Genomic DNA, 15,116 nt, shown 5'->3' with positions numbered 1-15,116 from the left:
CGTATCGAACTACCCGAATGAACGCAATCGCAAACTATATCTTTCAGATAATCAAAGGATTACTCCAAAATAAGAACAAGACAAACGAAAATAAATTTCATTTGTCCTGTTTAGTAGCCCGTAGGGGAATAACACCTCTAAGGCAACAGTCTCTTTATCCGCCGCTTACAAACCTTCGCTTTTCCAACTCATCGAATAACTCACTGATTTGATATATTTTTTTGCTGCAATTTGCTATTAAATAAATTTAGTGATTTTTGTTAATATTATTTAATTGTAAAATTTATTTTTTTATTAACTTCAGTGATTCGAATGCTGTCGTTTTGATAAAATCTACTGATAATCAGCTGGTTTTTTCTTTTTCGGATAGAATCCCTAAAGCTGGAGAAAGTCGGGGCTTGTTACATTATTTTTTATATTTCCCAGTATGACACGGTTTTAACTTCAACCTTAAACTTATCTTTCTCAATGAAGGATTTCTTCCAAGCATGCTTTCCAGAGAATAAAACCTCTATCCGGATCGCTATAATCATGTAAAATACGGTTGAAGTTCGAAGGGAGATTATTTTCCAAGAATCTTTGTCTACCTTTTTCACGAATAATCTGCAGATCTTTATCTATCGTCACAATGGCTTCTTTCAGAGTAGTCCTATCTTTCTCTATGTGCCAGATATATGTTGCCTCCTCGGTATCTAGGGTTTCAAGAATTACGTGGTACTTCTGATCACCCGACAGAAGAAATACAAACGCGAATGGACTGAGAACAAACCTAATCTTCATTATATTACTTTGGTGGTGATCTGCTAAAAATTGAACTTGCCTAGAGTGTTTGTATTTTCGTAGTTTAAGGATTTCAGATAATAATTCCTCTTCGTTTGCATATACAGTCTCACCATCCTGTAACTGGTCCGAAGTCAAAATATTTTGCTTTTGAAAAGGCAGCTTGCTTAATACCCCCTTGTTCAGAAACTGAAATTTTACCCCTTCCACAATTTCTTTATTTATCCGTTCAATATCTTCTGATGTGGCAATCTGTGCAACCAGTTTTCCATACTCAAATTCTGCGTTTAACTGAACTTTGATGTTTTTAGTTTTCAGTATCTTGATAAAGTAAGGTTTTAATACCTCAAACTCAGGCCTAATCTCCAAATTTTCGATATGAAATTCTAAAACTGTATGCATCTCTTGAACCTTGTAAGTAAAGGCTACATAGCCATAATGGAACGATAGATCCTCAACGGCTATTTTGGCACTCTTTTCTAAAGTAAATAGGTGACCGGTTTGAGGTTGGAAATCCATTGTAGGTTCGTCGAAAAGCGTTGCCTGTTTGGTTATTTTACGGTAATATATATTTCGTTTGAGAAACATTTTGTCTAGGTAATCGATCTGTACATCCCGATAGTCGTATATCGTTGGATTGATCTCGGATCGCTGCACCCGACCGATGTATTGAATCAATTTACCATGGAAAGCAAAGGGATAGGCCAAAAGAAGTGTGCTGATATGCTGAATATCCGAACCTTCGCCAAAATACTGACCTGTCGTAATAAGTACTTGAAAATTCCCTTCTGACAATGTTTTCCATTTCGCTTTCTTGCTGCTGTCTGAATCATCTCCGCTGAGCGTTATAGTTTCATAATTTGATTTTAGCAATAGATTAAGCGTCTCGATATGTTCTTTTCTTTCGGTAATTATAACCGCCTTTTTCCCTTGATTTAGCTCTGCGGATACATCGTCTACTATTAATCTGTTTCTTGCTGTATCATGAATTAGAATTTGGGAAAGTGTTTCGAAACTGTCGCTTTTAGAATTATAGGGAATATGGAGTTTGGTATTCCGGACGATGATATTTGCCCTTTTGTAATCTTCAATTTCTTCTGGTTGGATTTCCATAATGATATCACCGAGATAAGTAAAGATCAATTTATCATCATTATATTTCCGAAAAGGAGTCGCTGTGAGACTGTAGCAATAAACACTGTTCAGTTTTCCGACGGTAGCACGGTAAGATTCCGCCGGAACATGATGGCATTCGTCGATTAGAATTGTGCCAAATTTGTCCTGAATAATTTCGATATGTTTTGGAAGACTTTGTATCGTTGCAACGGTTATTTTACCAGTACCCAATTTTACTTTTCCCTGCCCTATAATTCCGATATCTGCTTTTGGTATCCCCAAGAATGATTCTATACGTTCTACCCATTGATCTAACAACTGTTTACGGTGCACGACAATAAGTGCAGGTTGTTGTTTGACTGAAATTATCTTCAAGCCAATAACAGTTTTTCCCGTTCCTGGTGGTGCGACGATTACCCCGAAATCTTTTTTTCGTACTGCGCCTACAGCAGTGGTTTGATGTTTTCGCAACGCGGCATTAAAAGAGAATTGGATTGTCGGGAGTTCACGCCTATTGTCGACAAAGTCATGTGCTAAATGTGCTTCTCTACAGAATCGTAGCAATTTCCCAATAAATCCTCTTGGGATGAGGATTTCATTTTCCGTTTCTTCAATTAATTTAAAAAATCTTGGCGTTTCGAAAGTGCTTCTCCCTGACTTTTTCTTGATAATAAAGGCTGAATTGGCAAAATTAAGTTGCTCCTTCAAAAAATTGATGAGTACAAAAGGTATAGCGTGACTATTTAGACGGATCGTATTGCTTAGGGTAATCTTAAGTTTTTCGTCAATAGCTGGGATATAGCTATCTGCACTAGTAGCCCCAGTATCGTTATATAATTCCTCAAGTAAATTTAAACTTACTCTTTTTACTTCTTTTAGATATGCGATTTGATCAGGAAATGGATCCATTGTTTTAGGATCGACAAAGGAACTGTTGCCCTTCTTTACAGCCGGCAAATATAAGGGCAGCGCAATTAGGTTTCCTAAACCTTTCCCTGACAGGCGATCTTGATTTGGAAACAGACGGTCAAAGCTGGAACTCTTATCAAATGGCGAGAATGCACCGCATTGTTCCAAAATATTTATAAATAGCTTACGGCTCTTGCTTGCTGAATATGGGCTCTCAAAGAAAATCCAGATATGTGCGCCATTGCCGGAACGGGACCGTTCAAGATAAGCGGGAACGTTTTTAGCAGTACACGCTTCTAAAAATTTCAATGCCTGTTCTTTCCAGTCGGATTTATCGAAATCAGCTACTAAAAACCAAGAGGTATTGTCTTGCAATAGCGGATAAATTCCGACCTGTTGAAGGCCTTTAAGATGTTTAGCAACTTCCATTTCTGACAATGGCAGGTAAGTTTTGTGTGCATAGCTTTGAAAAGTACCACCATTAGCTTTATGTAGTCGATAATGGTATGGATCATAGCTATAGGCCGGCATATACCCGCTTTTATTTCCCTTCTCCCAGCGTAAAGCAAATACGTCTTCTCGACCTTTAAAAAGGTTGAGAAGATAGCTTATGTCGTCGTTAGTGAACTCCACTTGTTTTTATTTTGGTATTAAGATAACGAATTGGAATATACATCTTAAAAATATTAATAAACTGGTACGCTTTAGTTTCTTTCAGAGGTCTGTTGAGATTTGTTATTAAACGTTGCTTTTTGAAGAATTGTTACTTATCTTTACCAATCGTGGAACGATAAGACCCAATTTTTAGGTCTTATCGTTCCACAAAAGGTAATATGGCGGACAGCGTTTATATATCAGAAAACCTCACTAAACCCCAACTCGAGTTCTTGAAGTTGCTGGATGACTATGAAATTCAGCTATTCAAATTTACCGAAATCGAACAGTTATTGGGGCAAAAGTTTGACAACTTAAGTGAAATCCTAGAAAATCTGGTAGACAAGGAACTGCTTGTACGGATTGAGAAGGGCAAATTTTGCAAACAAGGTTTTAGGGATGAATATGTCATAGGGACTTTCATCGCAGACAACAGTGCTGTTGGGTATTGGTCTGCACTCAATTTACATGGGTTGACGGAACAGTTTTCTAATACTGTCTTTATTCAAACTACACATAAAAAATATGACAAATCAATTCTAGGTACTTCTTATAAATTCGTCAAGATTGCGCCCAATAAAAAACTGGGTATCATACACAATGGTTATGGTAATCTTCAGTACCCGATCACTGATATAGAAAAAACAATAGTAGATTGCTTTGATTTACCTCAACATTCCGGGGGCTACGCGGAACTGATCAGAGCCGTCGGACAAGCGAAATTGCAATCAAATAAATTAGTCGAATATTGCCAGGCTATTAATAATATAGCGGTTACCAAACGAATTGGCTACTTGGTCGAACTTCTCCAAATCATAGGTATGGAACCTTTTATAGATTTTGCCAAGAAACAGGTAAATAATAGATACAACTTGTTTGATCCCCAGGGATTGGAAGAAGGTGAATTTGTTTCGGAATGGCGATTAAGGTTAAATATCAGCCGGGAAGAATTGTTAGACATATCCAATAAACAATACTAAATGATACTGAAAAAGGAAATAGAAAAAAAAGCGTTGGAACACGAAGTGTCCAGAAGTACCATTGACAAGGATTGGGTATTAGGTCATTTTGTCGATGCTATATTTTCGATAGATTCCTGTAGAGAAGCGTTAATATTCAAAGGAGGAACATGTTTACGAAAATGTTATATCCCGGATTATCGTTTTTCAGAAGATTTAGATTTCACATCCATCAGTCCTGATTTTCAATTGGATGAAGATTTATTGCGACAAATCATATCAATAGTACAAGAACGTACTGGTATGCAATTACATTTAGAAAAGCTCACCGATCTTCGACATAACGATATGCCAACTGGCTACGCTGCGATTGTAAAGTTTTGGGGAGCCGATCATTCGAAGGACCAAATTCCGCCAGATCCTTCCCGTTGGACGACTTCGATTAAGATTGAAATTATTTTGTACGAGAAGATGCTGTTTGAACCTAGTATGAAAACAGTGTACCATGACTATTCTGATCAGCTGAGTTCTGCAGTCAATGAAATTGTCTGTTACGATATAAGAGAAGTGTTATCTGAAAAGTTAAGAGCTCTGATTCAACGCTCCTATACAGCACCTCGAGACTATTATGATATTTGGTATTTGTCGAAATATGTTGACAATCTGCCTTGGTCAGAAATTAAACAGGCTTTTTTAGAGAAAATGGCATTTAAAGGACTCGAGTTTACGGGTGTAGATCAGCTTCTGAATGCTAAAATTGAAAACACGGTGAAACGAGCATGGAAAAATAGTTTAGGGCATCAGATCGCAAGTAGAAAGCTACCGGCTTTTGATGAAGTTAAAAAGGACTTGGAATTATTGTTTAATGAAATCTTCGAAACGAGATAATGCCATTTAATGAGAACTCACGAGTAAAGATTCCTGCCCTCCTCCACTTAATGAAGCTGGGTTACACCTATATTCCCTTATTCTTTTGAAATATAATTTTCTAAATGCGAGTAGGTTGTTTTATAACCCTTTAAGGTATTTTCCCGAAACCCATTACCCAGCAAGGAATCCATTTTATGGTTATGATCTTTTAAAACCGTCAATAATCTCTTTTGGTTTTCTACCTTCCCTGTAATTTTAGCCTTTAACAGTTCAATTGTTGGGGTTTCTCCCATTTTCAGGATTTCAAGGTGGATAGCTGCAACTTTCAGATTCAAGGTTTCCAAATAGCTGTTTAAAGTTTTGACCTCCTCGGTATTTCCTTTTGATCGATTTGCTTTAGAATTACATCGATTGGGGTCACAATTCTTTCCTGTAGAGATTTCACAGACTGATCCATTGATCGTAATTCTCATGTAAATGGGCTTAGCTCCACTGACATAATTCTTTGGTTTCTTCAAATAGAAGAGCAAGGAATAATTTGCACTCATAATTTAACATTTAAAAGTGTAACAAAATTAGCCTTGCAGCAAAATCGTATCAAGATGTTCAATTATAGAACATGTTGTAAGCCAGTGATTTGAATATGTTTCAGTGAGTACTTCAATCGAATTTAATGACTCACTAAAAGTTTGCGAATTTCTGAACATTTTGACCGGCCATAAAAACAAAAAAGCCTGCAAACGTTCAATTTGCAAGCTTTTGTATGTTTTGATCTTAGATCTGGTAGCCCGTAGGGGAATCGAACCCCTGTTTCAAGAATGAAAATCTTGCGTCCTAACCCCTAGACGAACGGGCCATTTTGCTTTGGTGATGCAAATATAGAAGCTTTATCTATTCTTCCAAAATATTTTCACCTGCAAAAATATAACTCCTTGGCTCTGAAATCAATATTTTTATATTAAATCAAATCCAATGTCTGTTCTGAAGTACTTTCCTTCGAAAAATATGCGTCCAGCGTCAGCGGTTGCCTGTTGCAAAGCTGAAAACAAATCCTCTTCAAGAGCGGTAACGGCCAATACCCTGCCGCCTGCAGTCACTACATTGGCGCCTTCTTGTTTTGTGCCCGCATGGAAGACAATAGACTCTTTCACGTTCTCCATGTTCGAGATAACCTTTCCTGTTTCATATTTTCCTGGATAGCCACCAGAAACAATAACCACAGTAGCTGCAGTCTTATCGGTAACGGTATAAGAACGGCTGGCAAGATCTTCCTTAGCAACACCTTCCAATAGATCCACTAAATCAGACTCAATACGTACAAGAACAGATTCTGTCTCTGGGTCACCCATACGTACATTATATTCGATAACATAAGGCTCTCCATCCACATTCATCAGACCTATAAAGATAAATCCTTTATAAGGAATACCATCTTTCTTCAAGCCATCAACGGTAGGTTTTATAATTCGTGATTCCACTTTGTCCAAAAACGCTTGATCAGCAAATGGAACTGGAGAAACAGAACCCATACCACCGGTGTTCAATCCTGTATCACCTTCACCTATCCTTTTATAATCCTTTGCTGAAGGCAATACTTTATAGTCATGTCCGTCTGTAAGAACAAATACGGATAGTTCAATCCCTTTCAAGAACTCCTCTACCACGACTACATCAGATGCAGCTCCAAATTTGGACTCGTTGATCATTTCTTTCAATTCAGCTTTAGCCTCTTCGTAAGAATCTAAGATCAAAACACCCTTTCCTTGTGCCAGTCCATCGGCTTTCAATACGATCGGTAATTTTTGAGTGTCCAAATATGCCAATCCTTCATCAAGGTTTGTTTTATCGAATGACTTGAACGCTGCAGTCGGGATATTATGGCGAATCATGAATTCCTTGGAGAAATCCTTTGATCCTTCCAGCTGTGCTCCTTCTTGTTGAGGACCTACGATAGCGATATTTTTGAGGTCTTCTCTCGAAAGGAAGAAATCATGAATACCTTTTACCAATGGCTCTTCAGGACCTACAACAATCATTTCCACATTATTCTTTAAAGCAAAATCGGCGATTCCTTCAAAGTCAGTAACTTTCAACGGAACATTTTCGCCGTATTGTTCAGTTCCAGCATTCCCTGGAGCGATATATAATTTGCTTAGTTTTGGGCTTTGTGAGATTTTATAGGCAAAGGCAGACTCTCTACCTCCAGAGCCGATGATCAGAATATTCATACCGCAAAGATATTGAAGCAGATGAGAAATCCGATTTCAAAAAAATATTTTATAGAGAATAAGCCTAAATTTTCGTATAATTATAAAGAATTAGCCAGCTTAATTATGAAGAAACTCTTAGCCTTAATAGGCGTACTGGGTTTAGCCAGTTTTCTATTCCAAGCCTCTGCACAGTCTACCGATGCATTTCAAACCAAAATGACGCAGATTGCCGATAAATTCCCACAAGAAAAATTACATATACAGACAGACCGCAACAACTATGGTGCAGGCGAAACCATTTGGTACAAGATGTATTCGACGATCGACATCGCAAACAAAATATCTGTGCTGTCCAACGTAGCCTATGTTGAACTGATCAGCCCATCTGGCGAGGTCACATCCCAAAAAATAAACTCATTGTTCAGTGGTGTTGCTGTCGGAGATATAACTCTTTCCGACACCTTGGTGGAGGGCTCTTATCGAATGCGGGCATATACCAATTGGATGCGCAACAGCAGCAGCGATTATTATTTCGAGAAAGTCCTGAATATTGGTAACCTCAGGGCAGATAACATCATCAGCAGTACGCAATTGATATCAGAGGGTGAGAATGAATACTATCTTCTACAATTCAAGAATCCAAATAATGCTGAATGGAAAAAGTCTTCCGTATCATATGCTGTATTAAATGGTGAAGAGGTGATAGATCGTGGGCGAGAAACCATGCAGCCTGATGGTACCATAAAAATAAAAGTAACCGATAAAAACCGTGGAAAACCGATTTCCCTACGCTTCAAAAATGTGGATGAATCCACGGTAAAAAAGTTGATCAACACCAATATCTTCAACAAAGAAAACAGTGTGCAGTATTTTCCTGAAGGAGGTCAGATCGTCGGCAATGAGGTGAACAGGATTGCTTTCAAAACATTGAACCCTAAAGGACTTGGGATTAAAGCCCAAATAACTATAGTAACCCCTAATGGAGAGACTGCAGCAACACTTGAAACCAATGAACTGGGTATGGGATCTGTATCTAGCTATTTCGCAACGGGGAAAAAGTTCAAGATTGTAACAAAGTTTGAAGACGGAACCGAGCAAACAATGGATATGAGTGATATACCTACGAGCAGTATCTCCATTGCATTGAACAACACTAATCCAGACAAATTTTTTGTTCAAGCCAATATATCAGAGGACAGAATAAATAGTGAAGAAATCTATTTGGCAGTTCAACATTTGGGAACCATTTTTTACATGTCTAAAAACAAGGCAAATAAAACCAATGTATTGTTCACGGTGCCTAAAGAAAATCTTCCAACAGGGGTATTGACAGTCAGTTTGCTGAACAAAGATTTCTTGCCGATTTCTGAAAGACCGATGTTTAATTATTCCGCATCCAGCTTGATGCAAAATGAGATTAAATTGGATAAACAGAGCTACGGTCTAAGAGAAAAAGTAAATACTGAAATAGAGGTAGGAAATCCGGGAGACAGCTTAAGGTATGCTGCAATGTCAGCTTCGGTGGTCAACATGAAGAACTACAAGGATGATGTTCCAAATTCGGTGAGTATCTTGAGCTCGCTATATCTCAATGCGGATATTAAGGGATTTATTGAAAAGCCTAGCTTTTATTTCAATGAAGACGGAACAATTAAAGCCACTGATTTAGATAATTTGCTCTTGACTCAAGGGTGGAGAAAAATTAATCTCAACAAACTTGATTCAATAGATGCTTCTACGCCTAAATATCCAGCTGAAAAAGGACTTACCATCAGTGGAAATATCAATAAGGTCGGTAGAAAGACAGGGATTCCCAACTCCAAGGTCCAACTGATCTCCACGAACAATTTCATGGATTTTATCGATACGGTTACGAACTCGGAAGGGCACTTCTCCTTCGACAACCTCTTGTTTCCAGACAGTGTCAAATTCTTGATCTCTGCAAGGAATCAAAAAGGAAAGAACTTTGTCGATATTATCGAAGACAAACCTGTAAGACCAGAAATCAATTTCGACAAAAGTGCTCCATTAATTTTGAATGATATCAATAAACTGAATGAAGATCAGCTATTAGCTAATAAGAAGTTCTACGATCAATTGGAAAGAAAAGGGATTATGGACAAGGTTTTTCAAATCGAGGAAGTAACCGTTCGTGCACAGCGACCAAAAGCCTCCGAAAGATCTTCCAACCTAAACGGTCCGGGTAATGCAGACCAAATCATCACAGCAGAAGAACTCAGCACTTGCGCAACATTGGAGATGTGTCTGAACGGAAGACTTATGGGCGTATTTTTCCAAAATGGTGTGCCGATGAATACGAGAGGAAATGTTCCGATGCAAGTGGTTATAGATGGTATGTACGTGGAATCCGATATGTTATCGATGATTAATCCACAAGACGTTCAAAGTGTGGAGGTCTTGAGAAATACAAACTTTACAGCTATCTACGGCTCATTTGGTGGCGGTGGAGTCATTATTATCACTTCAAAAACCGGAAGAGATGCGCAGCGATCTTCATTCCAACCTACGGGAATATTATCAATCACTCCGAAAGGAATATCCATATCCAAGGAATTCTATAAACCAGTATACGATGTAAGCTCAGACAAACAATTCCAAAATGACCTGAGAACTACCATTCACTGGGAACCTGGAATTGTGGCAGATAAGGATGGTAAGGCAAAATTTGACTTCTTCACGTCCGATGAGGCCGGAACTTACAGAATGATTATTGAAGGAATTGATTTTCAAGGCAAAATCCTCCGAAAGATCATCAACTTCGACGTAAAATAAGAAAATGCTGTCTTACTTGGTTAAGACAGCATTTTATCTTTAATTGCTTTATACCTTCAAATATTATCCACAAAGCTGTTTATAAACGGTAAATTGTTGTTATAAACTTTATTTTTTCCGTAAATTTCCATACTTAACAAAGTAAAACCATATGGGTGCATTCTTAAATACTCAAATCTCAGATCACATCTGTTATATCCAATTAGATCGTGGAAAATCAAATGCTATGCATTTGGAGATGATTGAAGAAATCTCGAACACTTTTCAGACTTTAAAGGACGACCCTACCATATTTGCGGTTGTCTTACAGGGCAAGGAGGGTTTTTTCACTTCTGGTCTTGACTTAATTACGCTTTATCAATACGACGAAGCTCAGATGAGGACTTTTTGGGACAAATTCATCAACCTGATCGAACAGCTCGTATCCTTTCCAAAACCTTTCGTTACGGCAGTTACAGGGCATAGTCCTGCTGGGGGATGTGTTTTAGCATTATGTTCCGATTACCGTGTTATGGCAGCAGGTGAATATATCATAGGGTTGAATGAAGTACCTGTAGGCATCATAGTACCTAGCAGTATTTTCGAACTATACAGCTTCTGGATTGGCTCTGGCAATGCAAGCCGGTTCCTTTTGGAGGGAAAGTTACTGAACCCTCAAGAGGCTTTAAGTGCTGGATTAATTGATGAAGTCGTAAACTTTGACCGAATCCAAGGAACTGCAACACGCAAGATCAAACAATACTTACAGTTTGAGCCCAATGCGTGGCAGGCTTCAAAATTAAATATCCGCAAACATTTGATCCAACAAGTTCAAGAAACAAAAGGTGCAGCAATCGACCAAGTATTGGAACGTTGGTGGGCACCTTCCACAAGGTCTATTTTGAAGACCATAATTGATAACCTTACTAAAAAATCTTAATTATATGAGCGTACAAGGAGCTTTACAGAAAGATGCATTAAAAGGCAAAACAGTAGTCGTAACAGGTGGTGGAACTGGCTTGGGTAAGGCGATGTCGACTTATTTTTCCGAGTTGGGAGCCAATGTGGTTATTACCAGTAGAAAACTCGAAGTCCTTGAAGAAACCGCAAAAGAGATACAAAATAAAACAGGATATCCTGTTTTACCAGTTGCATGTGACATCCGCAATACGGAAGAAATTAAGCTGGTCCGAGAAAAAGCAATCCAACTCTTTGGAAGGGTAGATGTATTGGTAAACAATGCTGCTGGGAATTTTATATCACCAACTGAAAGACTGTCAGCAAACGCTTTTTCAACGATTATTGACATTGTCCTGAAGGGTACAGTTAACTGTACTTTGGAATTTGGAAAACATTGGATTGAAAACAAACAAGCAGCAAATGTTTTGAACATAGTCACGACCTATGCCTTTACGGGCTCAGGTTATGTCGTTCCTTCGGCTGTGGCAAAAGGAGGGGTCGTGACACTTACGAAATCATTGGCCGTAGAATGGGGTAAATATGGCATCCGTCATAATGCAATTGCACCAGGACCTTTCCCTACCAAAGGTGCTTGGGACAGGCTCCTTCCTGGAGAATTGGCGCAGAAATTCGACTTTAAAAATAGAGTCCCTTTGAAACGCGTGGGTGAACACCAAGAATTGGCAAACTTGGCAGCTTTCTTGATATCTGATTTTGCTGGCTATATTAATGGCGAGATAATCAGCATTGATGGTGGAGAATGGTTGCAAGGAGCAGGTCAAATGAATGGAATGGAAGCAATCCCAGCAGAAATGTGGGACACTATAGAACAAACTATCCGGAAAAACAACAAATAATCATGATCAAAAATTACGGTCTGGATTTAATAGCATTCATCGTGCTATTGGGCTCTTGTAATAATTCTCAAAAAAGTGCCTCGGCACAACAGGATACAGTGAAACGAGCAACCCTTAACAAACCCGAAGAGATCCAGCAAATCTCAGAGGTCATTACTCGTTTTGTGCGCGCTTATCTGAGCCAAGACAATGAAAAAATCAATGCCCTAATTCATCCTGAACACGGAATGGCGATTATCTATCGACCAGGCGTCATGGATGATTTTAAATTAGTGGATACTTTTGACTTTAAATCTCCTGTACCTGAGTCTTATCCATATTCCACATTTCAGAATGATAAAATGTTAACATTTGAATCACTTCCTGAATTTAAATGTGAAACAGATAAATGGACAAAATATGGCTTCTCTAGTGATACAACCGCTAAAAGCGTAACCCATTTACTAGACACCATCATGAAATATCAAGGTGAATTCAATGAAGTAAAATACGATGATAAAACACTTTCTCGAGTTTCTGCTCTTGAAGACGGTAGTTATCGAGTGATTTTAAACCCTACAGACGAACACTTTTTAATATTTCATGTTAAACAATTTGAGGGTTCTTGGTATGTAACGCTATTGGACCGTTCTTATGGTAATTGCGATGCCTAATTATTAATTGAAATATAAAATCACGACAAAAAATCCAAGACATGGGTAATTTAGATAAAGACACACAAGCAAGAATTGACCAGTGGCTGACTTCAGAATATGATAAAGACACGGTCGCTAAAGTCCAAGAATTAGTGGACAATAACCAAGAGACAGAACTCTTAGATTCTTTCTACAAAGAATTAGAGTTCGGAACAGGAGGACTTAGAGGCATTATGGGTGTTGGTTCAAATAGAATGAACAAATATACCATTGGCAAGGCAACACAAGGATTAGCGAATTATTTGAAAAAACAATTCCCTGACCAAGAAATCAAAGTGGCAGTATCCTATGATAGCAGGAACAATTCGCAAGAATTTGGTCATTTGGTTGCCGATGTTTTCTCCGCAAACGGGTTTCAGGTCTATTTATTTAAAGAATTAAGACCTACCCCAATATTATCTTTTGCAGTACGCCATTTCAAATGTCAGGGAGGAGTGATGCTAACAGCTTCACACAACCCAAAAGAATACAATGGCTATAAAGCATATTGGAATGACGGTGGCCAGCTGGTAGCACCTCATGACGAAGAGGTTATTACTGAAGTCAATAAAATCAAATCTGTTAAGGACATTAAATTTGACAGAAACGAAAAGAATATCCATTTGGTGGATGAGGACTTTGATCAAATCTACATTGATGCAAACCTGAAACTAAGCATTCATCCGGAGTCTGTAAAATCACAGAAAGACCTTAAAATTGTCTATTCTCCAATTCACGGAACTGGTATAACCATTGTCCCTAAAATGCTTGAGGCTTGGGGTTTTACGAACATTACGGTTGTTGATGAGCAGGCTAAACCGGACGGGAATTTTCCAACGGTGGTTTATCCAAATCCAGAGGAAGAAGATGCGATGTCAATAGCCATGAGAAAAGGCGAAGAAATCGATGCGGATGTTGTCATGGCAACAGACCCTGACGCTGACCGCGTAGGGGTAGCTGTAAAATTGCCTTCGGGAGAATTCCAACTCATCAATGGTAATCAAATCGGAAGTTTATTGACCTATTATGTACTTTCAAGCAAAAAAGACCTCGGTCAATTAAAGGATAACCAATACATCGTTAAAACCATTGTAACGTCTAACCTATTCTCAGATATTGCCAAATCTTTTGATGTTAAAACTTATGAAACATTAACGGGCTTTAAGTTCATCGGAGAGGTGATGACCAAGTTGGAAGGCAAGGAGACTTATTTGGTTGGTGGAGAAGAAAGTTATGGATTCCTTGTAGGTGATTTGGTCAGAGATAAAGATGCGGTAAATTCATGTGCATTTATTGCTGAAATGACAGCATATTTCAAAAGCCAAGGAAAATCTCTTTATGATGTTTTGATTAAGCTATACCTAGATTACGGTTATTACAAAGAAAAGCTGATATCATTAACGAAAAAAGGAAAAGCTGGTGCGGATGAAATCAAACAGATGATGGCAGACCTTCGAGCAAATCTTCCTAAGACTTTGGGATCAATTGAAGTAACCGAAGTTAGAGATTATGAAAGCAGCGAAGCTACAGACATGGCCACTGGTAAAAAATCTAAAATTGACTTACCGAAGTCTGATGTGTTACAATTTATCACAAAAGATGGTGATGTAATTTCCGCAAGACCTTCAGGTACGGAGCCGAAAATAAAATTCTATTGTTCAGTAAGGGAAAATCTTGAATTTACCACTGAATTAGGACAGATTTCTAACCGCCTAGATGACAAGGTCAGAGAGATGATGGCAGATATTGTGAAGGATTAATGGAAAAATGGAAAACAATAGACTCTAAATATATTATTCAACGTCCTTGGGCAACTCTTCGCGTCGACAAGCTGGAGATGCCCAATGGCAATATAAAAGATGAATATTATGTTCTGGAGTATCCCACCTGGGTCAATATGGTTGCCATTACAGAAGACAACCAAGTAATTTTCGTGAAGCAGTATCGTCATGGTGCTAGCCAGATTATGGTTGAGCTTCCAGCTGGAGTCGTAGAAGAAAACGAAGACCCCGAAATTGCAGCACGCAGAGAACTTTTGGAAGAAACAGGCTATGCATTCGATGATATTTCATACGTCTGCGAGCTGTACGCAAATCCCGCAACCTCAGGAAATCTAACTTATACCTACCTTCTGACTGGAGGAAGGAAGGTGCAGGAACAAGAACTTGATCCTTCTGAAGACATTGATGTGGTATTGATGGATCTTGAAGATGCCAAACTGTTTCTATTTGACAATAAGATCGGGCAGGCATTACATACCTCTGCTCTATTCTATACATTAAAAAAGTTAGGCAAGCTATAACCTTGCCTAACTTTATTCTTTATACTTCCCTCTTTACACAATAATTGACGCTG

The 15,116-nt window shown here is 38.4% G+C and carries 11 protein-coding genes and 1 tRNA gene; 8 read left to right on the top strand and 4 right to left on the bottom strand.

The features are described from left to right. Positions 1-465: 465 nt before the first annotated feature. Entirely contained in the window at positions 466-3,438 is a 2,973-nt protein-coding gene (locus tag CRT24_RS00445; RefSeq protein ID WP_257213894.1) for a DEAD/DEAH box helicase, read from the bottom strand. 200 nt (positions 3,439-3,638) lie between these two features. Here CRT24_RS00445 and CRT24_RS00440 point away from each other — a divergent pair, with 200 nt between their 5' ends. Further along, positions 3,639-4,439, top strand: coding sequence for a hypothetical protein (locus CRT24_RS00440; RefSeq protein ID WP_099369292.1), 801 nt, complete (start codon positions 3,639-3,641; stop codon positions 4,437-4,439). Continuing rightward, positions 4,440-5,306, top strand: coding sequence for a nucleotidyl transferase AbiEii/AbiGii toxin family protein (locus CRT24_RS00435; RefSeq protein ID WP_099369291.1), 867 nt, complete (start codon positions 4,440-4,442; stop codon positions 5,304-5,306). It begins immediately after the preceding gene. Between the two features lie 77 nt (positions 5,307-5,383). Here the strand turns inward: CRT24_RS00435 and CRT24_RS00430 are convergent, their stop codons facing one another. From CRT24_RS00430 to purD, 3 genes are all read right to left on the bottom strand, one after another. Continuing rightward, positions 5,384-5,836, bottom strand: coding sequence for an Arm DNA-binding domain-containing protein (locus CRT24_RS00430; RefSeq protein WP_099369290.1), 453 nt, complete (start codon positions 5,834-5,836; stop codon positions 5,384-5,386). 233 nt (positions 5,837-6,069) lie between these two features. Beyond that, positions 6,070-6,144: transfer RNA gene (locus tag CRT24_RS00425), tRNA-Glu, on the bottom strand. 97 nt (positions 6,145-6,241) lie between these two features. Beyond that, positions 6,242-7,516, bottom strand: coding sequence for a phosphoribosylamine--glycine ligase (purD, locus tag CRT24_RS00420; protein WP_099369289.1), 1,275 nt, complete (start codon positions 7,514-7,516; stop codon positions 6,242-6,244). A 105-nt stretch (positions 7,517-7,621) separates the two neighbouring features. Here purD and CRT24_RS00415 point away from each other — a divergent pair, with 105 nt between their 5' ends. The 6 genes from CRT24_RS00415 (at position 7,622) to CRT24_RS00390 (ending at position 15,063) form a co-directional block, all read left to right on the top strand. Further along, a complete protein-coding gene (locus tag CRT24_RS00415) occupies positions 7,622-10,291 on the top strand; it encodes a TonB-dependent receptor plug domain-containing protein (protein WP_180269024.1) in 2,670 nt (889 codons plus the stop codon). A 151-nt stretch (positions 10,292-10,442) separates the two neighbouring features. Beyond that, the gene (locus tag CRT24_RS00410; protein ID WP_099369287.1) at positions 10,443-11,210 is read left to right on the top strand and encodes an enoyl-CoA hydratase/isomerase family protein; all 768 of its coding nucleotides are present in this window, start codon (positions 10,443-10,445) and stop codon (positions 11,208-11,210) included. A 4-nt stretch (positions 11,211-11,214) separates the two neighbouring features. Beyond that, positions 11,215-12,087: an SDR family oxidoreductase gene (locus tag CRT24_RS00405; RefSeq protein ID WP_099369286.1), complete on the top strand. Its 873-nt coding sequence runs from the start codon at positions 11,215-11,217 to the stop codon at positions 12,085-12,087. A gap of 2 nt (positions 12,088-12,089) precedes the next feature. Then, positions 12,090-12,740 carry a hypothetical protein gene (locus CRT24_RS00400; protein ID WP_099369285.1) on the top strand — a complete coding sequence of 217 codons (651 nt, stop codon included), beginning with the start codon at positions 12,090-12,092 and terminating at the stop codon, positions 12,738-12,740. Between the two features lie 41 nt (positions 12,741-12,781). Beyond that, positions 12,782-14,521, top strand: a complete 1,740-nt coding sequence (locus CRT24_RS00395) for a phospho-sugar mutase (protein ID WP_099369284.1) — start codon at positions 12,782-12,784, stop codon at positions 14,519-14,521. Next, positions 14,521-15,063, top strand: coding sequence for an NUDIX hydrolase (locus CRT24_RS00390; RefSeq protein ID WP_099369283.1), 543 nt, complete (start codon positions 14,521-14,523; stop codon positions 15,061-15,063). The genes CRT24_RS00395 and CRT24_RS00390 overlap by 1 nt, the downstream gene beginning before the upstream one ends. Positions 15,064-15,116 lie beyond the last annotated feature (53 nt).

It is taken from the genome of Sphingobacterium sp. 1.A.5 (assembly GCF_002734235.1).
Lineage (GTDB): Bacteria > Bacteroidota > Bacteroidia > Sphingobacteriales > Sphingobacteriaceae > Sphingobacterium > Sphingobacterium daejeonense.
Note: the sequence above shows the minus strand (reverse complement) of the source record. Positions and strands in the feature narration are given on the sequence as shown.

What these genes read in the sequence shown, in the direction of transcription:
- CRT24_RS00415 (WP_180269024.1), top strand. Translation starts at nt 7,622, where the DNA reads ATGAAGAAACTCTTAGCCTTAATAGGCGTACTGGGTTTAGCCAGTTTT.
- CRT24_RS00395 (WP_099369284.1), top strand. Translation starts at nt 12,782, where the DNA reads ATGGGTAATTTAGATAAAGACACACAAGCAAGAATTGACCAGTGGCTG.
- CRT24_RS00390 (WP_099369283.1), top strand. Translation starts at nt 14,521, where the DNA reads ATGGAAAAATGGAAAACAATAGACTCTAAATATATTATTCAACGTCCT.
- CRT24_RS00405 (WP_099369286.1), top strand. Translation starts at nt 11,215, where the DNA reads ATGAGCGTACAAGGAGCTTTACAGAAAGATGCATTAAAAGGCAAAACA.
- CRT24_RS00435 (WP_099369291.1), top strand. Translation starts at nt 4,440, where the DNA reads ATGATACTGAAAAAGGAAATAGAAAAAAAAGCGTTGGAACACGAAGTG.
- CRT24_RS00410 (WP_099369287.1), top strand. Translation starts at nt 10,443, where the DNA reads ATGGGTGCATTCTTAAATACTCAAATCTCAGATCACATCTGTTATATC.
- CRT24_RS00400 (WP_099369285.1), top strand. Translation starts at nt 12,090, where the DNA reads ATGATCAAAAATTACGGTCTGGATTTAATAGCATTCATCGTGCTATTG.
- purD (WP_099369289.1), bottom strand. Translation starts at nt 7,516, where the DNA reads ATGAATATTCTGATCATCGGCTCTGGAGGTAGAGAGTCTGCCTTTGCC.
- CRT24_RS00440 (WP_099369292.1), top strand. Translation starts at nt 3,639, where the DNA reads ATGGCGGACAGCGTTTATATATCAGAAAACCTCACTAAACCCCAACTC.
- CRT24_RS00430 (WP_099369290.1), bottom strand. Translation starts at nt 5,836, where the DNA reads ATGAGTGCAAATTATTCCTTGCTCTTCTATTTGAAGAAACCAAAGAAT.